Origin of the sequence: Streptomyces sp. NPDC005863, from assembly GCF_042871345.1 — a bacterium.
Lineage (GTDB): Bacteria > Actinomycetota > Actinomycetes > Streptomycetales > Streptomycetaceae > Streptomyces.
The window spans coordinates 898,224-919,226 of record NZ_JBIAII010000001.1 but is presented as its reverse complement, the minus strand read 5'-3'; the positions used below and the strand labels follow the sequence as shown (position 1 = coordinate 919,226).

Here is a 21,003-nt window from a genome sequence, read left to right as displayed (position 1 = left end):
TCCCCGGCCGCGGACCGGGGCCGATCAGGGGGCGCCGACCAGGCGCGTGGCGTCCGCGTGGGCGTCCATGCGCTCGGCGGCCAGGATCGCCGCCGCGGTGTCGGCGCGGGAGGCCGCCACGACCAGGGCGCGGCCCGCGAGGGCGTGGGCGCGCTGGTGCAGGGCGGCGGAGTGCGGTTCGTGGATGGCCGACGCGACGGCCGAGCGCACCGGACGTACGCCGCCGCGCAGCCGGGCGACCTGGAGCGCGAGCCGCTCGGCCGCGGTGTCGAGGTCGGCGCTGGGGGCCAGCGCGCGCAGCTCGTCGGTGACGGCGAGGAGCGCGGCGAGGTGCCCGGCGAGCTGGATGTCCAGCTCTTCCTCGCGGGAGCGATGGGGGAAGCCCGCGTCGTCGGCCACCGTGTGGACCGACTTGGTGCGGATCGGCTCGTACATGGGATGGCCTCCAGACGGTTGCTTGAATGCCATCCTAGCTTAGATTCTGTCTAAAGTTGAGCCGAGGCCAAGGTGTGGCCCGCGCGGTGTGCCGTCACGGCTGGCTGTAGCCGTCCAGGAAGTTCCCGATCCGGGTGACCGCCTCCGCCAGGTCCGTCGCGGTCGGCAGCGTCACCACCCGGAAGTGGTCCGGTTCCGGCCAGTTGAACCCCGTACCGTGCACCACCATGATCTTCTCGGCGCGCAGCAGGTCGAGGACCATCTGCCGGTCGTCCTTGATCTTGAAGACCTTCGGGTCGAGCCGCGGGAAGAGGTACAGCGACCCCTTCGGCTTCACACAGCTCACCCCGGGGATCTGGGTCAGCAGGTCGTACGCGGTGTCGCGCTGCTCCAGGAGCCGTCCGCCCGGCAGGACGAGGTCGTTGATCGTCTGACGTCCGCTCAGCGCGGCGACCACCCCGTGCTGGCCCGGCATGTTCGCGCACAGGCGCATGTTGGCCAGGATCGTCAGGCCTTCGATGTACGAGGAGGCGTGCGCCTTCGGGCCCGAGATCGCCATCCAGCCGACCCGGTAGCCCGCCACCCGGTACGCCTTCGACATGCCGTTGAAGGTGAGGGTCAGCAGGTCGGGGGCGATGGCGGCGGTCGGCGTGTGCGTCGCGCCGTCGTAGAGGATCTTGTCGTAGATCTCGTCCGAACAGACCAGCAGGTTGTGGCGGCGCGCGATGTCCGTGAGCCCGCGCAGCATCTCGTCGCTGTAGACGGCGCCGGTCGGGTTGTTCGGGTTGATGATCACGAGCGCCTTGGTGCGGTCGGTGACCTTGCGCTCGATGTCGGCGAGGTCCGGCATCCAGTCGGCCTGCTCGTCGCAGCGGTAGTGCACGGCGGTGCCGCCGGACAGTGAGACGGCCGCGGTCCACAGCGGATAGTCCGGCGCAGGTACGAGGACCTCGTCGCCGTCGTCGAGCAGGCCCTGCATGGCCATCACGATGAGCTCGGAGACGCCGTTGCCGATGAAGACGTGCTCGACGTCGGTCTCGATGCCGAGGGTCTGGTTGTGCATGACGACCGCGCGGCGGGCGGCCAGGAGGCCCTTCGCGTCGCCGTAGCCGTGGGCGTCGCCGACGTTGCGGAGGATGTCCTCCAGGATCTCGGGCGGGCACTCGAAGCCGAAGGCGGCGGGGTTGCCGGTGTTGAGCTTGAGGATGCGGTGTCCGGCCGCCTCCAGCCGCATCGCCTCATCGAGCACCGGGCCCCGGATCTCGTAACAGACGTTGGAGAGCTTCGTCGACTGGATGACCTGCATGTCCGCGAGCTTACGGCCGGGTCGTGCGGGCCGCTCCGTGTTTTCGGACACAAGGGGGACGGCGGGGGAGCGGAGGGCGGCTGAGGGGCAGTGTTCTGTCAGCGGTCAGTTGTGTCCGTTTACGGTCTTGTCCTGGCGCCCTGGGGCCCCAACAATGCGCATGACAACTCTGAACTCACGTCCGTCACCGTGTCATCAAGAGGGGACCCCCACATGAACAAGCCTCTCGTCGGTGCGTGCTTCGCCGCTCTGCTCCTGGGAGCGACCGCCGCGCCTGCGACAGCCGTCAGCAACGAACGCCCCGCCGTGCCGAAGGCCCAGGCGGTCAACTTCGCGGGAACCGTCGCGCTCAGCAACTGTTCCGGTTCCGTGGTCCGCGTGCCCGACTCCAAGCCCGGCGACCCCGCGCTCGTCCTGTCCAACGGCCACTGCCTGGAGAGCGGCTTCCCCGCGCCCGGACAGGTCATCGTCAACAAGGCGTCGACCCGGAGCTTCACGCTGCTCAACGCCTCCGGCGGCAACGCGGGCACCGTCCGGGCCAGCAAGATCGCGTACGGCACGATGACCGACACCGACATCTCGCTCTACCAACTCACCAGCACCTACAGCGACATCGAGAGCCGCTACGGGATCAAGGCGCTGGAGCTGAACAGTGCGCGGCCCCAGCAGGGCAGGGCGATCACCGTCGCCTCCGGGTACTGGAAGCGGCTGTACAAGTGCAACGTCGACGGCTTCGCCTACCGCCTGAAGGAGGGGAGCTGGACCTGGAAGGACTCGGTCCGCTACACCCCCGCCTGCCAGACGATCGGCGGCACCTCCGGCTCGCCGGTGATCGACGACGCGACCGGCAAGGTCGTCGCCGTCAACAACACCGGCAACGAGGACGGCGCCCGGTGCACGGACAACAACCCGTGCGAGGTCGACGAGAACGGCACGGTCACGGTCCGCAAGGGCATCAACTACGCCCAGCAGACCTACTGGATCGTGCCGTGCGTCGGCGCCGGCAACAAGATCGACCTGAGCCGCGCGGGCTGTGAGCTGCCCAAGCCGTCCGGGGCCAGGTAACACGGTCGGCTGACAGGGTCGGGGGGGGCCGGTGGCCCCCGCTCGGCTCGGGCCGGGAGCGGCGCCCGTCGGCGCCGGTCCCGGCCCGTCTTCTGTACCGGCCCGTGCGGGGCCGGTGTCCGGATGGGTCAGCCGCTGATCTGCCGCGGGCCGCCGCCGTCGCCGCCGCTGATCCGGATCTTGCGCGGCTTGGCCTGTTCGGCGACCGGGATGCGCAGGGTCAGGACGCCGGCGTCGTACGACGCGTCGATCCGCTCGGTGTCGAGGGTGTCGCCGAGGAAGAGCTGGCGGGTGAAGGTGCCGGCGGGGCGCTCGGCCACGACCATCTCGACGTTCTCGGGGGCGGGGGAGCGGCGCTCGGCCTGCACGCTCAGGATGTTCCGCTCGACGTCCAGGTCGATCGATTCGGGGTCGACGCCCGGCAGGTCGAAGTGGACCACGAAGTCGTCGCCTGCGCGGTACGCGTCCATCTGCATCCCCGAAGGCCGTCCGGATCCGAAGACCTGCTGGGTGAGGCGGTCGAACTCGCGGAACGGGTCGGTACGCATGAGCATCACGGGGCTCCTCTCGTCAGGTGTTGGGTGCGATGCCCTACGCTTTATGTATATAGCTCGCCGACAGAAAATTGACAAGCCCCGACTCAAGGCTGGGCGGACGGGGCTCACTGGCGGCCCGCTGACCGGCGCAACCTGTCGGGCTGACCGGCGATACCTGTCGTGGCCGAGGCAGACATGCGCGCACGCCGGTTGGTAGCGTTCCGTCGGTGACCTCCTCGCACAGCCCCGACCGGCTCGATGACGACGACTACCCCGCCTACACGATGGGCCGGGCCGCCGAGCTGATCGGTGCCACGCCGGCCTTCCTCCGCGCGGTCGGCGAGGCCCGGCTCATCGCCCCGCTCCGGTCCGAGGGCGGCCACCGCCGCTACTCCCGCTACCAGCTGCGCATCGCGGCCCGCGCCCGCGAGCTCGTCGACCAGGGCACGCCCGTCGACGCGGCCTGCCGCATCGTCATCCTGGAGGACCAGCTCGAAGAGGCGCTCCGCCTCAACGAGGGGCTGCGCCAGGACACCGAGCCCGACGAGCCGTCGTCGTCCTGAGGGCGCCGTACGCGAAACGCTGCCCCCCGCGCCTGCGCATATCTGCGGCGGCAAAGGCAGAATTTCGCGTGAAGAGCGCGGCGGTTATTCGCCCGCCGGCGACGCGATTTGCAAAGCCGCGCGCCGACGCCGGTCCCGTGCTACTGTCGATTTCAGTTGCAGTTGTGGTTCCCAGAGACTTCAAGTGCTCCAGTTGGCGTTAGGTGCCGACGGGGGCACTTTGTATTGCCGGTCATTTCCGGACGGGGTAATCATCGCGGCGACGCGGAGTGCGCACAGTGCGGGCTCCCGGGCACTGCCCCGAAGGAGATATGACATGGCTACTGGCACCGTGAAGTGGTTCAACGCGGAAAAGGGCTTCGGCTTCATCGAGCAGGAGGGCGGCGGCGCCGACGTCTTCGCTCACTACTCGAACATCGCCACCCAGGGCTTCCGTGAGCTGCAGGAGGGCCAGAAGGTGACCTTCGACGTCACGCAGGGCCAGAAGGGCCCGCAGGCCGAGAACATCGTTCCCGCCTGACGCTGACGCTCACGCGTACTTCGTGGCTGGGGCCCGCACCTTGGGTGCGGGCCCCAGCCCGTTGTGTTTTCCGGGGAGACCTTTCGCGTTTCCCCGCTTTTCACCGGCCGGCCACGGAATAATTCCGCCGCGGCCGGGAATGTGATTCATTTTCCCCGGCCGTTCCTGCGATTCTCGGCACCGGTCGGTGCCGCCCAGAATTCCTCGATACGCGCCGCATCGAGGAAGGTTCTCCATGAACCGCTCTGCTCACCGCCCCACGCGCACGAACAGCCGGCGCCCCCAGAGCGCGGGCCGCCGCCCCGCGCCGCTCCAGGGAGAGTTCGCGCTGCCGGTCACCGTCACCCCGGCCCTCCCGCCCGTCGAGGACTTCGCCGCGCTCGGCCTGCCCGACGGGGTGCTCACGACCCTCACCGGGCTCGGCGTCACCGCCCCCTTCCCGATCCAGGCGGCCACGCTGCCCAACTCCCTCGCGGGCCGGGACGTCCTGGGCCGCGGCCGCACCGGCTCCGGCAAGACCCTCGCCTTCGGCCTCGCGGTGCTCGCCCGCACCGCGGGACAGCGCGCCGAACCGCGCCGCCCGCTCGCCCTGATCCTCGTGCCCACCCGCGAGCTCGCCCAGCAGGTGACGGACGCGCTCACCCCGTACGCCAGGGCGCAGCGGCTGCGCATGGCCACCGTCGTCGGCGGCATGTCGATCGGACGGCAGGCCGGCGCCCTGCGCTCCGGCGCCGAGGTCGTCGTCGCGACGCCGGGCCGGCTCAAGGACCTCATCGAGCGCCGTGACTGCCACCTGGACCGGGTCGCGATCACCGTCCTCGACGAGGCCGACCAGATGGCCGACATGGGCTTCCTGCCGCAGGTCACCGAGCTTCTCGACCAGGTGCGCCCGGACGGCCAGCGGATGCTGTTCTCGGCCACGCTCGACCGCAACGTCGACCTGCTGGTCCGCCGCTACCTCAGCGACCCCGTCGTCCACTCGGTCGACCCCTCGGCGGGCGCGGTCACCACGATGGAGCACCACGTGCTGCACATCCACGGGGCCGACAAGTACGCCGCCACCACGGAGATCGCCGCCCGCGACGGCCGCGTGATCCTCTTCCTCGACACCAAGCACGCGGTCGACCGGCTCACCACGCACCTGCTGAACAGCGGGGTGCGCGCCGCGGCGCTGCACGGCGGCAAGTCCCAGCCCCAACGCACCCGTACGCTCGCCCAGTTCAAGTCCGGCCAGGTCACCGCGCTCGTCGCCACGAACGTCGCGGCGCGCGGCATCCACGTCGACGACCTCGACCTCGTCGTCAACGTCGACCCGCCCGCCGACCACAAGGACTACCTGCACCGCGGCGGCCGTACCGCCCGGGCCGGCGGTTCGGGCAGCGTCGTCACCCTGGTCACCTCGGCGCAGCGGCGCGACATGAACCGGCTGATGGCGGCTGCGGGTATCCGGCCGCACACCGCCCAAGTCCGTTCGGGCGAGGCGGAGTTGACGCGCATCACCGGCGCCAAGGCGCCCTCGGGCATCCCGGTGACCATCCCGGCGCCGCCGAAGGAGAGCCCCCGCCGCAGCGCCTCGTCCGGTGGCCGCCGCCCCCGCGACGGCCGCGCGCGCCGTGCCTACGCCGCCCGCACCCGGACCGACACCGCGGCCTGACCGGGCCGCGGGGCCCCGGCCCGCTCGTGCGATCATGCGGGCGGTTTCGAACGGCTGAGCGTGGCAGGGGAGTGCGGCGTGGGCGGGAGTGGTGGGGGCGCGGACGGGTCGTCCGTGTCCGACGAGGAGTGGGAGCGGTTCCTCCGTGACTCGGTGAACGGCGCGGCCGGGGCGCCGGTCGAGCCGTCGGCGCGCGAACGTGCCGTGCGGCGGCCGACGCCGAAGGGGTCAGCGCCGAAGGGGTCGGCGGCGAAAGGCTCCGGGCAACCGGAGGGGTGGCGTACGTACACACCGGCGCGGCCCCGGCGCAGGACGGGCCGGTACGTGGCCGGTCTCGTGGTCGCCGTCGCCCTGCTGGGCGTGGCGCTCTTCCCGCACCGGGTCGCCGACTGGTTCGGCGGCGGCGGGCAGGACGACACTCCGTTGGCCGCCGAGTCCGCGCGGCCGAGCGGGGCGCCCGACGACGGCCCTGCCCGGCGCCCGACCCGCGACGAACCGTTCCGGGGCTCGCCCGCGGCACGCTGGGCGGACGGGGCGGCGGGGATCACGGTGCCGCGGGCCGAGGCGACCGGATGGATGGACGCGGCGCAGGTCGAGCGGGCGCTGCGGCGGAGCCGGGACTTCTTGGTGGCCGCGGAGCTCGACCCGCGCGTCCTGCGCGGCGAGCGCCCCACGAAGGCGATCGCGCTCCTGAATCCGCATCAGAAGGGCGTCCAGGCCTATCTGCGCCGCGCCCTGTCCTCGGCGAGGCCCACCCCCGAGACCGACCCGCTGCTGCTGTTCAGCCGCTTCCGGCCGGAGCAGGCCCGGCTGGTCGGCGACGTGGTCAAGACGCGCGGTCGGCTCACGTACCGGGAGGGCGAGCTCGGCGCGGTCGAGGTGACGGCGGACGTCACCTTCGTCTACCCGGTCACCCCGGCGGCCGACGGCGGGCGGAGCGACGAGGTCGTCCGGACGATCGCGCGCCGCACGGTGGTGATGAGCTGGGACGACCCGTCCAGGATCGCCACCGAACCGGGCACGATGTCCCTCGTCTCGTACAAGCTGGACATGACCAACGGCGGCTGTTCCGCCCCGACCGGCTACTTCGTGCCGCCCTTCGGCGGGGACCGCGACCGGCCCACCGACGCGGAGCACCGGCTCGACCCGTACGACCGCAGCAAGCCGCTCGACGCGGGTGGCGGCGGGACGGATGCGGACGACGACTGCGCGACGGCCACGCGCTCGTAGCGCCGAGCCCGCGGGCGGACCCGCGGGACTCCGGCCACGGGGCCCCGGGGGAAAGGGCAAGAGCCCCGACCCCTTGTCCGTCCGTGCGGCGTCCGCCAAGAATGCCCCTGACATCCGCACGACCGGCGTACGTCACAAGGGGGGCTCCACAGATGGGACAGATGAGCAGAGCGGTCGCGGGCGGTGTGCTCGCCCTCGCGCTGGCCGGTGCCGGGGCGGTACCCGCGTTCGCGGGCTCCGCCGACCGGACCGGGCAGGACCGGCCCTCGCACGGCCGGGCCAAGGCGGTCGACTTCGCGGGGACGGTGGCGCTCAGCAACTGCTCCGGCTCGGTCGTCCGCACGCCGCACTCCAAGCCCGGTGATCCGGCGCTCGTCCTCACCAACGGCCACTGCATAGAGTCCGGTTTCCCCGCGGCCGGCGAGGTGATCGTCGACCAGCCGTCCACCCGCACCTTCAAGCTGCTCGACGCGAAGTCGAACGAGGTCGCCACGCTCAAGGCATCCAAGGTGTCGTACGCGACGATGACGGACACCGACATCACGATCTACCGGCTGACCAGCAGCTACCGCGACATCACGAAGAAGTACAAGATCAAGCCGCTGGAGCTGGCGGCCGACCATCCGGTGAAGGGGCGGGCGATCACCGTCGTCTCCGGATACTGGAAGAAGACGTACAGCTGCAACATCGACGGGTTCGTCCACCGCATCAAGGAGGGCGAGTGGACCTGGAAGGACTCGGTCCGCTACACCCCCGCGTGCCAGACGATCGGCGGCACCTCCGGTTCGCCGGTGATCGACCACAAGACCGGCAAGGTCACCGCGATCAACAACACGGGCAACGAGGACGGCGAGCGCTGCACCCTCAACAACCCCTGTGAGATCGACCGGAAGGGCCGGGTGACCGTGCGCAAGGGCATCAACTACGCCCAGGAGACGTACGGGATCGTGCCGTGCGTCGGCAAGAAGAGCGCGATCGACCTGGACCGCAAGGGGTGCAGGCTGCCTCGGCCGGCCGCCGCGCAGAGGTAGCGACAGGTAGCGAGCGGCTTTCGTCGTTCGGCGTACGCGGCCCCCTCCCCGGCACACGACGGGGAGGGGGCTTCTCGTCGGTCCTGCAGGGTCTCGCCGAAGCGCGATCCGCCCAGGCCACCGCCGCGGTCGTGCTCGACGGACGCCGTCACCGCCGTTCACGAGAAGTCCCCGCGTCCCGAAGGTCGGGCGTGCAGCGGGTCCCGTCCGGGACGCCGAGAATCAGAACAGCGGGATGCTCGCGGCGGCGTGGCGGGCGTCCTGAAGAGGGCCCTTCCGCGTCCCGCGTCTCGGGGTCACCGCTCCCCGGCGCGGAGGCCGGCAGGCGGACCGGAGGTCGGGTCGACCAGGTCCGCCACGGCGCAGGCCTGTGACATATGCGGTCCGCGGCGGGCGGCCGGTGCCGGTCACCGTCGGAGGTCCGAGGTCCCGTCGGGCAACTGCCGCAAACACGCAAGGGTGCCATTTCCGTCTTGCCTGCCTTGTCCGGAAGTTAGGGGCACCGTCACGGGGGTAAGGCGGTTAGGCTCCCCGTGCTCCTGAGCGTGCGCCCTCGCTCCCGAGCGTTCCGCCCGCGTCGACGAGGCTTCGCAGAACAGCTGAGACCCCTCTTCGGGCGTCGTCTCATCTCGCCGTGCAGCACCCCACCCGTGGACAAGGAGCAGCCATGACCGAGATCAGCCAGTCCCAGGCCCGCCGAGAGGCCGCGGAGCTCGCGCTGTGGGAGACGCCCTCCCCCGAGCCGGACGCCGCCGCCCTGTCCCTGCTCTCGCGGTTCGACTCCGGGAGCGACGACCAAGGAGTGGGCAACAACGCGGTGGGAGACGGCAGCAGGCTGCCCGACCTGGGCGCGCTGTCGGACTTCGGCTCGTGGGAGTCCGTCGCCGCCACCATCGTGCACAAGGCCGAGAGCGTCAGCGGCTTCGACCCGGGAGGCACGACCTTCGATCTGAAGTCCTGGAACAACTTCCTCACGAAATTCGCCTCGATCCCGTTATGCCTGCAATACACCTACGACTACCGCGAGGCGAGCATCTCCTCGCTCTCCCTGAAGAGCGCCCTCGACGCGGTGGACGACCTGCTCAAGAGCTTCATGTCGCCGGAGAACTACCTGGCCATCGTGGAGTCCATCAAGAAGGTCGGCCAGCTGGCGCTCTCCACCGAGAGGCAGACGCAGAAGAACAGCAACCAGCAGATCGGGTGCCTGTCGGTCCACGCCAGCAAGCTCTACCTCGGAGTCGTCAGGACCACGGTGTCGATGGAGCACAAGAAGGGCAAGGGGTACGAGCAGCTGACCCAGTCCCTCCAGGTCTACCGGGGCTACGGCGTGCTCGACTTCGACAAGTGCCGGCGCTCCGCCGACAAGCTGCTCGACTGGGACGGCAAGGACGTGGACGACTGGGCGAACGGTACGGCCAGTGCCTCGCAGCAGCCCAACCAGAGCCCCGCCTGGGACAACTGAGCCCCGCCCGGGACGACTGAGCCTGCCGTGTCCGCCGCCGGAGTGCCGCCGCCCGAGGGAGTACCGCCCTCGACCTTCGCCGTGTCGCCCTCGACCTTCGCCCAGGTCCTCGCCGACAACCTCGGCCATGCGGACAGTGGCTTCACCTTCGTCCAGGAGGACGGGCGCGAGCACTTCGTGAGCTGGGCGGAGCTGTCGCGGGAGGCCCTGCGCCGGGGGCGCCGGCTGCTCCGGAGCGGACTGCGCAGGGGAGAGCGCATCGCGCTCATCGTCCCCGAGCAGCGGGAGTTCGTCCTCTCCTTCCTGGGCGCGGTCTCGGTGGGCGTCGTCCCGGTCCCCATGTATCCGCCCATGAGCCTCGGCAGGCTCGACGCGTACCGCGAGGACGCCGCCGGCATCCTCCGGGCGGCGGGAGCCCGCGCGCTCCTGGTGTCCCGGAGCCTGGCGGACCTGCTGGCCGTCGAGGGGTTACGGGTCGTCGTCCCGGAGGAGTTCTTCGCCGAGCCCCTGGTGGGCAGTGCGCCCGGGGCCGAGGCGATCCTCCCGGAGGACGTGATGTTCCTGCAGTTCACCTCGGGGAGCACGGCGGCCCCCAAGGGGGTGCGGGTCACGCACGCCAACGTGCTCGCCAACTGCTCGGCCATCATCAGCGCCCTTCGCCTGGAACGCGGCCGGGACCGGGGCGTGAGCTGGTTGCCCATGTACCACGACATGGGGCTGGTCGGCTTCGTACTGGCGCCGCTGGTCGCGCGCTGCCCGGTGACCTTCCTCCCGACGCTGCGCTTCGCGCTCTCCCCGGGGCTCTGGCTGGAAACGGTGAGCCGCCACCGTGCGAGCGTGACCTTCGCGCCCAACTTCGGCCTGGCGCTGGCCCTCAAGCACACCTCCGCGCAGGAGGTGGAGCGGCTGGACCTGTCCTGCCTGAGGGTCGTGGGCTGCGGCGCCGAGCCCAACCACCCGGAGACGCTGCGCACCTTCGCGGCACACTTCGCGGCGGCAGGGTTGCGGCCCGGGACGGTGGTGCCCTGCTACGGCATGGCGGAGGCGACCCTCGCGATCTCGTTCGGCGAGATCGGAGTTCCGCTCGCCCCGGACGTCATCCAGAAGGAGCCCTACCACGCGAGCGGCCTCGCGCGGCCCGCGGCGGCGGAGGTCCCCGGGCCGCGGGTGGCGTTCGTGCCCTGCGGGCGCCCCATCGCGGGTCATCGCATCCTCATCGTGGACGACGCGGGGAACGTCCTCCCGGAACGGCACATCGGCGAGGTGGTCCTCCAGGGGCCGAGCGTGGCCGCGGGCTACCACGGTGACGCGGAGGCGACCCGGCGGAGCTTCACGGCCGGTGGCCTGCGCACGGGGGACTGCGGATACCTGGCGGAAGGCGTCCTCCACGTGACGAGCCGCAAGAAGGACCTGCTGATCATCAACGGGCGCAATCACGACCCCCAGACGGTGGAGTGGGCCGCGGCCGAGGTGCCCGGCCTGCGCGAGGGCAACGCCGTGGCCTTCACCCGGCAGGGCCGGGCCACCGAGGAGGTGGTGATCGTCGCCGAGCTGCGCGGCGGGGACGCCGCCACGGTGGCGCGGCAGGTCCGCGGCCACATCCAGGCGCGGCTGTCCCTGCCCGTGGCGGATGTCCTCCTGCTGGCGCCGGGGGAACTGCCCAAGACCTCCAGCGGAAAGGTGAGGCGAAGCAGAACAAGGCAGCGCTATCTGGAGGGAACTCTTCCCAAGCCCTCTCCGCGCACCCTTACCGAGGAGCGGCCATGAACACCCATCTGTCCCTGAAGGAGCGAGAGCAGCTGTACTCCCTGATCCGCGAGACATTGGATTCCGGCGGCGCGGAGTGCCCCGGGGAGATCGAGAGCACCACCATGGTGAGAGAGCTGCCCGGAGTCGACTCCATGATTCTCCTCCGGCTGCTGGGCGCGGTGGAGTTGGGCTTCCGGGTCAACCTGGGATTCGAGGCCGTCATTCAGGTGCAGACGGTGCGGGACATCGAGCGCTTGATCTGTGCGTCGCGTGAACGGTACGCCGACCGCGTCCCGAGTGCCGGAGGACGGCAGTGAGTACGCCGACGCAAGAGCAGTCGCGGCGGGAAGCGCTGGAGATCGCCATGTGGGCGCAGGGCAGGCCGGCGCCCCTGCGGGAGGCGTGGGCGAGGCTTGCGCGGCTGAGCGCCGACAGCGGCTCGCTCGACCACGGAAGCCAGGAGAAAGGGGTGGGCAATTCCTACGGCACGGACGACAGCGAGCTGCCGGACCTGGGGCCGCTGGCGTCCTTCGGCTCGTGGCAGTCCGTGGCCGCCACCATTTTGCGCAAGGCCGAGGAATCCGCGGGATTCGATCCGTCTTCCACGGAATTCGACCTGGGTGAGTGGGTCAGCCTCGAATGGCAGTTCAGATATATGCCGTTCCTCACCGACATCGTGGACGACAGCAGGAGTGCGTCCATCTCATCCCTCTCCCTGCTGCCGGCCATCGAGGCGGTCTACTACTCGATCGAATTCGACGGGGTGGTGCCGATGGACGCGTTCGACGGCATCGTCACCTCCATCAAAAAAATCGGCCAACTGGCGGTCGAGCACGAGGGGCAGCCGGAGAAGAACAGCAATGTCCAGCAGGGGGTCCTGACCGTGGTGCGCGGGGATCTGCGCCTCGGGCTGCTCCGGACGACGGTGCGGATGGAATACCGGACGGGCAAGGGATACCACCACCTCAACCAGGACATCACCGTCAGCAGACTCAACGGAAGCCTCGACTACGACAAGTGCAAGCGGAACGCCGATGAACTGCTGGAGTGGGACGGGCAGGACGTGGACGACTGGGTGAACGGCGCCTGTAGCTCCCGCTACCCGCCCAACACGAGCCCCGCCTGGGACACCTGAGCCGCTGGGCGTCCCCGGCGCAACCGGACGGGACGCCTCCCGGTGACGACCGGTCCCGGGGGTGAGACGTTGCCCGCGGCACGCACCGCCGGACGGGCCGGCGGGGAGCGAGGGGGCATCGTGACCAAGACGATCGGGCACGTCGAGTACGCGAACGACGAGACGGAAGCGACCGAACTGCTCACGGAGTACAGCGCGTCGATCGGCCTGCCCTGGGGACTGATCCCGCAGCGCAAGCGGGACGCCTCCGTCCGCGTCGCGACCTACGAGGACAAGGACAACGGCCTGGCCGCGGCCAAGAAGACCCTCGACGACGACGTGCGCGAGCAGCGGCACGCGGACCGGGTGAAGGAACGCAAGGCGGTCATCCAGAAGCAGGCCGACTCGCTGCTGAAGGAGGTCGGACAGAAGAGCGACGCCGGTCTGCTCCTCGACCTGTGCAGGCACCACTACGAGGAGGCCAACCACCCCAACTTCACGTTCGGTTCGGGCATGACGGAGTCCGAGTACGCCGCCTTCCAGGAGGAGTGGGCGGAGGCGGCCGAGCTGGCCGAGCAGCGCTACAGCCAGTTCACGAACCTCCGCGCGGGCAAGATCCAGGACAAGGAGGCCGTCGGCAAGGGCAGGTCGGGGACACGCTGGCCACGCGCGGGCGGCAGGGCAACGTGTTCGTGACGATCGTGGGCGCGAAGTTCAACGCCCACATCGACATCAAGGGCAAGAAGAAGTGAGGACGTAGCGGCCCGGGGCCCGGGTCACGCGGGCCCCCCGGTCATGGGGTGCGGCGTACGGAGCGGCCCGCCAGGACGTCCGTGCGCCGGCCGTCCCGCATCACGAACCTGCCGTCGATCAGGACGTGCGGGATGCCGGTGGGCAGGGTGCGGGGCGCCTCGAACGTCGAGCCCGCCGCGACCGTCTCCGGGTCGAAGAGGACCAGGTCGGCGCGGTAGCCCTCGCGGACGAGGCCCCGGTCGGGCAGGCGCAGACGGGCGGCGGGGCGCGAGGTGAGGTGGGCGACCGTCTCCTCCAGCGACATGACGCCCAACTCCCGTGCGTAGCGCCCGAGATACTGCGGGAACGTGCCGTACGCGCGCGGGTGCGGCTTGAAGCCCTGCAGGATGCCGTCGCTGCCACCGGTGTGCACGCGGTGGCGCATGATCGCCCGGACGTTCTCCTCGTGCCCGACGTGCTGCAAAATCGTCGAACCCAGCTTGTCGTCGATGAGCAGCCGGCGCGCGGTGACCCACGGCTCCTCGCCGCGCTGGGCGGCGGACCGCGCGATCGTCTTGCCGACGCAGGAGGCAAGCCCGGGGTCGCTCACGCCGGAGATCTCGATGGTGTCCCACTCGATGGGCACGCCGTGGCACCCGTCGGCGCCGATGACCTCCATGTGGTGGCGGATCTTCTCGGCGCTCGCGTCGTCCTGGAGCCGGGCGAGGATGGCGTCCGGGCCGCCCTCACTGGCCCAGCTCGGCAGCATCGCCACGAGCGTGGTGCAGCCGGGGGTGTACGGATACGTGTCCAGGGTGATGTCGGCGCCGCCGGCCAGGGCGTCGTCGAGGAGGGCGAGGAGGTCCGGCGCCTTGCCCTTGTTCACGCCGAAGTTCATCGTGGCGTGCGCGAGATGGAGGGGGCAGTTCGCGATCCGGGTGAGGTCCACCATCTCCTCGTACGCCTGGAGGGCGCCGGCGCCGTAACTGCGGTGGTGGGGGCAGTAGTAGCCGTTGAACCCGGCCACGACCTTGCAGAGCTCGGTGAGCTCGGAGTCGTCGGCGTACATGCCGGGCGTGTACGTGAGCCCCGACGACATGCCGACGGCGCCCTCCCGCAGCCCCTCCGCGACGAGCTGCTTCATCCGGTCGATCTCGGCGGGGCCGGCCGGCCGGTCGTCCCAGCCGAGCGCGTACATGCGGACGGTGCCCTGGGGGATGAGGTAGGCGGCGTTCACGGCGATGCCGCGGCCGCCGTGGGCGGTGTCCAGGGCGTCGAGATAACCGCCGACGGTGCGCCACGAGAAGTCGATGTCGCTGCCGTCGCCGTTCCATCCCGTGATGGCCCGGCGGACCTGGGCGAGCGTGCGGTCGTCCACGGGGGCGTAGCTGAGGCCGTCCTGGCCGATGACCTCCAGGGTGACGCCCTGGGCCGCCTTCGCGGTGTGTTCGGGGTCCCTGAGCAGGGCGAGGTCGCTGTGGGCGTGCATGTCGATGAAACCGGGCGCCAGCGCGAGGCCCTGGGCGTCGAGGGTGGCCATCCCCGCGGGGCGGGGCCGGGCCGTTCCCTCCGGGTGGATCTCCGTGATCCTGCCGTCGTGTACGGCGACGTCGGCGCGGTAGGAGGCACCTCCGGTGCCGTCTATGACGCGTGCGTCGCGGATCACCAGGTCCATGGTGGTGCCTTTCCTCTGCGTTCGGCTTCAGGTGTGGGGTGGTGCACCCGGCCTCCGGCCGGGTTGAGTGTTCCCACCCGCACCACCCGTGCGGCTCTCGCGGCCGGGTGCGGGTGGCCGCGGTGGGAGGGGACCGCCGTTGGCGGCGAACGGTAGGGGGTGGGGGGTCCTCCTACGCCCGCGCTGCGTCGCGGGGCAAACGGGCGGGCGGGTGGGGATGGCTCCGCCGCGGAGCGGCGGTATGGGGCTGTCACCGACGGCGGTTCAGCCGACAGGTGACGGACGGTTGGGGGCTCCTACGCTCGCCCTGCGTTGCGGGGTGAACGGGTGGGTGGGTGGGGATGGTTCCGCCGCGGAGCGGCGGTATAGGGCTGCCACCGACGGCGGTTCAGCCGACAGGTGACGGAAGGCTCCGCCGCGCAGCGGCGGGACGGGGCTGCCGCCCACCGCGGGGCCGGCCGACGGGCGGCCGGGGGCGACGCGGACGCCTCCGCCGCGCAGCGGCGGTCCAGGGATCCGTCCGAGACCCAGGGGTCAGAAATACGTTCGGATGTAGTCCACGACCACCCCATCCCCCTCCACCACCGGAATCAACTCCCACTTGTCGAAGGCCGTGCACGGGTGCGACAGCCCCATCCCCAGCCAGTCGCCCACGGCGAGTTCCGCCTCCGGTGACGTCGTGAGCCACCCGTGCTGGTCGGAGAGGCCGGTGACCGCGACCCCGGTCGCCGGCCACTCCGCCCCGCCGCGCCGTACGACCTGCGCCTCGGGCAGGTCGAGGTCGTACGCCGCGTCCCGCTTGCCCGCGTTGGTGAACGCCTGCTCCGCGGAGGGCCGCGACACCACCTGGGCCCACAGCCGGAACGCGGGCTCCAGCGCGCCCTCCTGCGGCACCCGGTTGAACGGCGTCAGATGCTTGTAGTGGCCGTCGTCGTGCGACACGTACGCACCGGAGCGCAGCAACTTCAGTACCGGGCGCGAGAGTTCGCCGATCTCCGCGAAGACCGACGCCACCGCGTCGAACCACGCGCTGCCGCCCGCGCTGACCACGATCTCCGGCAGGTCCGCGAAGAGCCCCGCCGCGTCGAACTCGCCGACCAGCGCGACCAGCCCGCGCAGCCACGCCGTCACCGTCTCCGTGGACGCCTGCGGCACCTCCCCCTCGTACCCGGCGACGCCCACGAGCCGCAGGGTGTCCGCGGCCGCGACGGCGTGGGCGATCTCGAAGCACTCCGCCCCGGTCCGTACACCGGTGCGCGCGCCGTCGCCCGCGGCCAGCTCCACGACCACGTCCACGGGGCGGCTCGCGCCGGCCGCGCTCAGGGCGGCGTGCATCAGCTCGACGCCGCGCACGGAGTCCACGTAACAGATGAAGCGGAAGGAGGGGTCCGCGCCCAGCTCGGCCGCGAGCCAGCGCAGCGCCGCCGCGTCGACCAGTTCGTTGGCGAGAAAGATCCGCTCCACGCCGAACCGCCGTGCCACGCGCACCTGGTGGGGGACGGCGAGGGTGATGCCCCAGGCGCCGCGCTCCAGCTGGCGGGCGAAGAGCTGCGGGGCCATCGACGTCTTGCCGTGCGGCGCGAAGGCCAGGCCGTGCCGTTCGGCGTATGTCTCCATGAGGGCGAGGTTGTGCTCCAGGCGCTCGGCGGAGAGCGCGAGGACCGGGGTGGTGAAGCCGCCGGTGAAGAGGTTGCGCCGCTGCGCCGCGAGCTCGCCCACCGTCAGCCCCTCGGCGTCCGGCGGCAGTCCCTTGAAGCGGTGGTCGACCCGCTCCTGAGCGAGGCCGGCCAGCCGTTCGGCGGCTGAATCGGCGGGACGTTCGACGGCGTTGTCGGCGGCCATGGGCGCCTCCTCCAGGAGTGCGTTGCATCATGTGCAACAGTCATTGCGTATGTCGCTTACTGCTGTCTAACATCCGAGCCAACGCCGGGTCAACGGATCCGGAGAGTCGGTTGAGGGGCTGGAAGAACGTGACCGCACAGGCAGCCGCAGCGACAGCCGCACAGGCAGCCGCGCAGAGGGCCGCAGAGGCAGTGGTGGACGTCGTGGCACTCGGCGAGTCCATGGTCACCTTCCTGCCCGCGCGGCCCGGCCGCCTCGCCGACGTGCCCTCCTTCGACCGCGGGATCGGCGGCGCCGAGTCCAACGTCGCCTGCGCGCTGGCCGCCGCCGGGCACACCGCCCGCTGGGTCAGCCGGGTCGGCGCCGACGGCTTCGGCGACCACCTGATCGAGACGATCGGCGGCTACGGAGTGGACACCTCCGCCGTCGGCCGCGACCCGCACCGCCCCACCGGCATCTACTTCCGCACCGCCGACGACCGCGACACCGACACCCACGAGGTCGTCTACTACCGCGCGGGCTCCGCCGCCTCCGCCATGTCACCGGGCTCGGTGGACGAGGACGCCCTCGCCGCGGGACGCGTCCTGCACCTGTCCGGCATCACCCCCGCCCTCTCCGCCGACTGCCTCGCCCTCGTACGCCACCTCTGCACCCGGCGTGCGGACCGCGCCCCGCTCGTCTCCTTCGACGTCAACCACCGCCCCGGACTGTGGAAGGACGCGGCGGACGGCCCCGGCGTCCTGCTCGACCTCGCCCGCGGCGCCGACCTCGTCTTCGTCGGCGAGGACGAGGCCGCGGCCGCCTGGGGCGTCACCGGCGGGCCCGACGCGATCCGCGCCGCCCTGCCCGAGCCCGCCACCCTCGTGGTGAAGCAGGGCAGCCGCGGCGCCACCGTCCACCGGCACGGCGAGGCCCCCGTCTTCCGGGCCGCCCTGCGCGTCGACGTCGTCGCGCCCGTCGGTGCCGGCGACGCCTTCGCCGCCGGTTTCCTCTCCGCCACCCTGCGCGGCCTACCCGCCGACCGGTGCCTGCGCCACGGCCACCTCATGGCCGCCGCCGCGCTCACCGTCCCCGGCGACCTCGCCACGCCCCCCGCCCGCACGCACGCCGACCGCCTCGCCGCCCTGGACGACGCCGCCTGGGAGACACTTCGTCTCGGCCCCGGCTGGACGGACCACGTCCCACAGGACACCGAGGCCGAGGAGGAGGTACGTACCCCATGAGCCAGACCGTCGACCGAGCGCTCTCCATCCTGCCGCTGCTCGCCGAGGGCCCCGCCGACCTCGGCCAGGTCGCCGACCGCCTCGACGTGCACAAGTCCACGGCCCTGCGGCTCCTGCGCACCCTCCACGAACACGGCCTGGTCTTCCGCCAGTCCGACCAGCGCTACCGGCTCGGCGCCCGCCTCTTCGCCCTCGCCCAGCAGGCCGTCGAGAGCCTCGACGTCCGCGAGATCGCCCACCCCCACCTCCTCGCCCTCAACGAGAAGTGCGGCCACACGGTCCACCTCGCCGTCTACGAGGAGCAGGAGGTCCTCTACATCGACAAGGTCGAGAGCCGCTATCCGGTGCGGATGTACTCCCGTATCGGCAAGCCGGTGGCGATCACCGTCGCCGCCGTCGCCAAGCTGCTGCTCTCCGACTTCCCGGAGGCCGAGCGCCGCGCCATCGCGGAGAAGCTCGACTACCCCACCTACACGTCCCGTTCGACGCCCAACGCCGCCGCGTTCCTGCGCGAGTTGGAGAAGGTGCGCGAACAGGGCTGGGCCACCGACCTCGGTGGCCACGAGGAGTCCATCAACTGCATCGGGGCCCCCATCCGCGGTGCGGACGGGCGTGTCGTCGCCGCCATGTCGGTGTCCGCACCGAACGTCGTCGTCACCGCCGAGGAACTCCTCACCCTGCTCCCGCTGGTCCGCCGTACCGCGGACGCCATCAGCCGGGAGTACTCCGGAGCCGCTCCGGAGGCGAAAACCGCCCCTCTGAAGGAAGCCTGAACAGCATGACCGAGAAGACCGCACTCACCCCGGCCACCCACACCACCCCGCCCGCGAAGTTCTCCCACGGCGTGAAGAAGGGCAACATCCTTCAGGTCGCCGGTCAGGTCGGCTTCCTCCCCGCCGAGGAGGGCAAGGCCCCCACCCCCGCGGGCCCGACCCTGCGCGAGCAGACCCTCCAGACCTTCGCCAACGTCAAGGCGATCCTCGAAGAGGGCGGCGCGAGCTGGGACGACGTGATGATGATGCGCGTCTACCTCACGGACGTGGACCACTTCGCGGAGATGAACGAGATCTACAACGCCTACTTCGAGGAGCAGGGCCTGAAGGCCCCCGCCTCCGCCCGCACCACCGTCTACGTGGGCCTGCCCAAGGGCCTGCTCATCGAGATCGACGCGCTCGCCGTCCTCGGCTGAGCCACATCCGCACCCAGCAAGCCGTTCGTCGTCACGGCGCGGCGCCCCTCTCGCAGGGGGCGCCGTGCCGCGATCCCCCCTGCCCCGGCTGTGTCTTCTGGGGGAGGCCCCCAGACCCCCTCCCCATGCACTTACGAGGTCAACGATGTCCCCGTTCCACACCGCCGTGCTCGCGGCCGCCCCCGCCCCCGAGACGCCACCGCACACCGGCGGCCTGCTCGCCCTGATCGACGGCACCCCCGGCCTGCTGACCGTCGCCGCGCTCGGCATCCTGCTGCTGCTCTTCCTGATCATCAAGGTCAGGCTGCAGCCCTTCGTGGCGCTCCTCGCGGTCTCCATAGCCGTCGGCCTCGCGGCCGGCCTCTCCGTCACCGAACTCTTCGGCACCGTCCAGAAGTCCGACGCCGTCTCGGTCATCGAGACCGGCATGGGCGGCATCCTCGGCCATGTGGCGATCATCATCGGGCTCGGCACGATGCTCGGCGCGATCCTGGAGGTCTCCGGCGGCGCCGAGGTCCTCGCCTCCCGCCTCCTCGGCCTCTTCGGCGAGAAGCGCGCGCCCCTCGCGATGGGCCTGACGGGTCTGATCTTCGGCGTCCCCGTCTTCTTCGACGTGGGCATCTTCGTCCTCGCGCCGATCGTGTACGCCGCCGCCAAGCGCAGCGGCAAGTCGATCCTCCTCTACTGCCTCCCGCTGCTCGCGGGTCTCTCCATGACCCACGCCTTCCTGCCGCCGCACCCCGGCCCGGTCGCCGCCGCCGGTCTGCTGAAGGTGGACCTCGGCTGGATCATCCTGATGGGCATCGTCTGCGGCATCCCCGCGGTCCTCGCCGCCTGGGCGTACGCGGCGTGGATCGGCAAGCGCATCTTCGTACCCGTGCCGCAGGACATGGTCGAGGCCGCCGAGGAGGCGCGGGCCGCGGTCCTCGCCGAGCAGAGCGCGGCCGGTGTGGCCCCGCGGGAGAAGCCGGTGTCGCTGGGCACGGTCTTCACCATCATCGGCACGCCGCTGGTGCTCATCCTGCTCGCGACCTTCTCCTCGATCGCCTTCGACCCGTCGACCTTCCGGTCCGTCATCGAGTTCTTCGGCAGCCCCTTCGTCGCCCTGACGATCGCGCTGCTCATGGCGTACTACCTGCTGGGCATCCGGCGCGGCTGGTCCCGCAAGTCCCTGGAGACCGTCTCGACCGCCTCCCTCAAGCCGGTCGGCAACATCCTCCTGGTGGTCGGCGCGGGCGGCATCTTCGGCGCGGTCCTCAAGGGCAGCGGCGTGGCCGGCGCCATCTCGGACACCTTCCAGGACGTGGGCCTGCCCATCATCGTCCTCGCCTACCTGCTCTCGCTGATCCTGCGCGTCGCCCAGGGCTCGGCGACGGTCGCCATCGTCACCACGGCGGGCATCGTCGCCCCGCTGCTCTCCGAGGGCGACTACTCGCAGGCCTTCACCGCCCTGGTCATCATGGCCATCTCGGCGGGCTCCATCTTCGCCTCGCACGTCAACGACGGCGGCTTCTGGATGGTGGCGAAGTACTTCGGCATCAGCGAGCGGGACACGCTCAAGACGTGGACGGTGCTTGAGTCGGTCCTCTCGGTGGCCGGATTCGCCGTGGCGGGCGTGGTCAGCCTCTTCGTCTAGCGCGTACGACGACCCGTAACTGCCCTGCGGGCAACCGGAGT

General features: G+C 71.1%; 20 protein-coding genes. 15 read left to right on the top strand and 5 right to left on the bottom strand.

The window, feature by feature from the left end:
* Window positions 1-24: 24 nt before the first annotated feature.
* Both ACFYO9_RS03900 and ACFYO9_RS03895 read right to left on the bottom strand, forming a co-directional pair.
* On the bottom strand, window positions 25-435 hold the full coding sequence (locus tag ACFYO9_RS03900) for a hypothetical protein (protein ID WP_358710209.1): 411 nt from the start codon (window positions 433-435) through the stop codon (window positions 25-27).
* Between the two features lie 94 nt (window positions 436-529).
* Window positions 530-1,741 carry a pyridoxal phosphate-dependent aminotransferase gene (locus tag ACFYO9_RS03895; RefSeq protein ID WP_358777568.1) on the bottom strand — a complete coding sequence of 404 codons (1,212 nt, stop codon included), beginning with the start codon at window positions 1,739-1,741 and terminating at the stop codon, window positions 530-532.
* Between the two features lie 213 nt (window positions 1,742-1,954).
* On the opposite strand from ACFYO9_RS03895, the gene ACFYO9_RS03890 reads away from it, so the two are divergent.
* Entirely contained in the window at window positions 1,955-2,806 is an 852-nt protein-coding gene (locus ACFYO9_RS03890; protein ID WP_358777567.1) for a serine protease, read from the top strand.
* A gap of 128 nt (window positions 2,807-2,934) precedes the next feature.
* On the opposite strand, the gene ACFYO9_RS03885 is transcribed toward ACFYO9_RS03890, so the two are convergent.
* The gene (locus ACFYO9_RS03885) at window positions 2,935-3,360 is read right to left on the bottom strand and encodes an Hsp20/alpha crystallin family protein (RefSeq protein WP_358710211.1); all 426 of its coding nucleotides are present in this window, start codon (window positions 3,358-3,360) and stop codon (window positions 2,935-2,937) included.
* A gap of 266 nt (window positions 3,361-3,626) precedes the next feature.
* On the opposite strand from ACFYO9_RS03885, the gene ACFYO9_RS03880 reads away from it, so the two are divergent.
* From ACFYO9_RS03880 to ACFYO9_RS03835, 10 genes are all read left to right on the top strand, one after another.
* Complete coding sequence (locus ACFYO9_RS03880) at window positions 3,627-3,905, top strand: MerR family transcriptional regulator (protein WP_358777597.1); 279 nt, start codon at window positions 3,627-3,629, stop codon at window positions 3,903-3,905.
* Window positions 3,906-4,221: 316 nt separating this feature from the next.
* Window positions 4,222-4,425, top strand: a complete 204-nt coding sequence (locus ACFYO9_RS03875; RefSeq protein ID WP_030788646.1) for a cold-shock protein — start codon at window positions 4,222-4,224, stop codon at window positions 4,423-4,425.
* A 235-nt stretch (window positions 4,426-4,660) separates the two neighbouring features.
* Window positions 4,661-6,079 carry a DEAD/DEAH box helicase gene (locus ACFYO9_RS03870; RefSeq protein ID WP_358777566.1) on the top strand — a complete coding sequence of 473 codons (1,419 nt, stop codon included), beginning with the start codon at window positions 4,661-4,663 and terminating at the stop codon, window positions 6,077-6,079.
* Window positions 6,080-6,193: 114 nt separating this feature from the next.
* Complete coding sequence (locus ACFYO9_RS03865) at window positions 6,194-7,309, top strand: hypothetical protein (RefSeq protein ID WP_358777565.1); 1,116 nt, start codon at window positions 6,194-6,196, stop codon at window positions 7,307-7,309.
* Window positions 7,310-7,470: 161 nt separating this feature from the next.
* Window positions 7,471-8,340, top strand: a complete 870-nt coding sequence (locus tag ACFYO9_RS03860) for a serine protease (RefSeq protein WP_358777564.1) — start codon at window positions 7,471-7,473, stop codon at window positions 8,338-8,340.
* A gap of 667 nt (window positions 8,341-9,007) precedes the next feature.
* The gene (locus ACFYO9_RS03855; RefSeq protein ID WP_355803382.1) at window positions 9,008-9,802 is read left to right on the top strand and encodes a hypothetical protein; all 795 of its coding nucleotides are present in this window, start codon (window positions 9,008-9,010) and stop codon (window positions 9,800-9,802) included.
* A 27-nt stretch (window positions 9,803-9,829) separates the two neighbouring features.
* Window positions 9,830-11,569 carry a fatty acyl-AMP ligase gene (locus ACFYO9_RS03850; RefSeq protein ID WP_358777563.1) on the top strand — a complete coding sequence of 580 codons (1,740 nt, stop codon included), beginning with the start codon at window positions 9,830-9,832 and terminating at the stop codon, window positions 11,567-11,569.
* Entirely contained in the window at window positions 11,566-11,868 is a 303-nt protein-coding gene (locus ACFYO9_RS03845; protein WP_355803378.1) for an acyl carrier protein, read from the top strand. Before ACFYO9_RS03850 ends, ACFYO9_RS03845 begins: the two co-directional genes overlap by 4 nt.
* Window positions 11,865-12,686 carry a hypothetical protein gene (locus tag ACFYO9_RS03840; RefSeq protein WP_358777562.1) on the top strand — a complete coding sequence of 274 codons (822 nt, stop codon included), beginning with the start codon at window positions 11,865-11,867 and terminating at the stop codon, window positions 12,684-12,686. The genes ACFYO9_RS03845 and ACFYO9_RS03840 overlap by 4 nt, the downstream gene beginning before the upstream one ends.
* Before the next feature lie 120 nt (window positions 12,687-12,806).
* A complete protein-coding gene (locus tag ACFYO9_RS03835; protein WP_358777561.1) occupies window positions 12,807-13,361 on the top strand; it encodes a hypothetical protein in 555 nt (184 codons plus the stop codon).
* A 97-nt stretch (window positions 13,362-13,458) separates the two neighbouring features.
* On the opposite strand, the gene ACFYO9_RS03830 is transcribed toward ACFYO9_RS03835, so the two are convergent.
* Together ACFYO9_RS03830 and ACFYO9_RS03825 are read right to left on the bottom strand one after the other, a co-directional pair.
* Window positions 13,459-15,072 carry a D-aminoacylase gene (locus tag ACFYO9_RS03830; RefSeq protein WP_358777560.1) on the bottom strand — a complete coding sequence of 538 codons (1,614 nt, stop codon included), beginning with the start codon at window positions 15,070-15,072 and terminating at the stop codon, window positions 13,459-13,461.
* Between the two features lie 534 nt (window positions 15,073-15,606).
* A complete protein-coding gene (locus tag ACFYO9_RS03825) occupies window positions 15,607-16,914 on the bottom strand; it encodes an alanine racemase (protein ID WP_358777559.1) in 1,308 nt (435 codons plus the stop codon).
* Between the two features lie 221 nt (window positions 16,915-17,135).
* On the opposite strand from ACFYO9_RS03825, the gene ACFYO9_RS03820 reads away from it, so the two are divergent.
* The 4 genes from ACFYO9_RS03820 to ACFYO9_RS03805 all read left to right on the top strand — a co-directional run bounded on the left by ACFYO9_RS03820 (window position 17,136) and on the right by ACFYO9_RS03805 (window position 20,962).
* The gene (locus ACFYO9_RS03820) at window positions 17,136-18,137 is read left to right on the top strand and encodes a sugar kinase (RefSeq protein ID WP_388666011.1); all 1,002 of its coding nucleotides are present in this window, start codon (window positions 17,136-17,138) and stop codon (window positions 18,135-18,137) included.
* The gene (locus ACFYO9_RS03815; protein ID WP_355803369.1) at window positions 18,134-18,910 is read left to right on the top strand and encodes an IclR family transcriptional regulator; all 777 of its coding nucleotides are present in this window, start codon (window positions 18,134-18,136) and stop codon (window positions 18,908-18,910) included. The genes ACFYO9_RS03820 and ACFYO9_RS03815 overlap by 4 nt, the downstream gene beginning before the upstream one ends.
* A 5-nt stretch (window positions 18,911-18,915) precedes the next feature.
* Window positions 18,916-19,326, top strand: coding sequence for a RidA family protein (locus ACFYO9_RS03810; protein ID WP_355803368.1), 411 nt, complete (start codon window positions 18,916-18,918; stop codon window positions 19,324-19,326).
* A 145-nt stretch (window positions 19,327-19,471) separates the two neighbouring features.
* Window positions 19,472-20,962, top strand: coding sequence for a gluconate:H+ symporter (locus tag ACFYO9_RS03805; RefSeq protein ID WP_358777558.1), 1,491 nt, complete (start codon window positions 19,472-19,474; stop codon window positions 20,960-20,962).
* The last annotated feature ends 41 nt before the right edge of the window (window positions 20,963-21,003 follow it).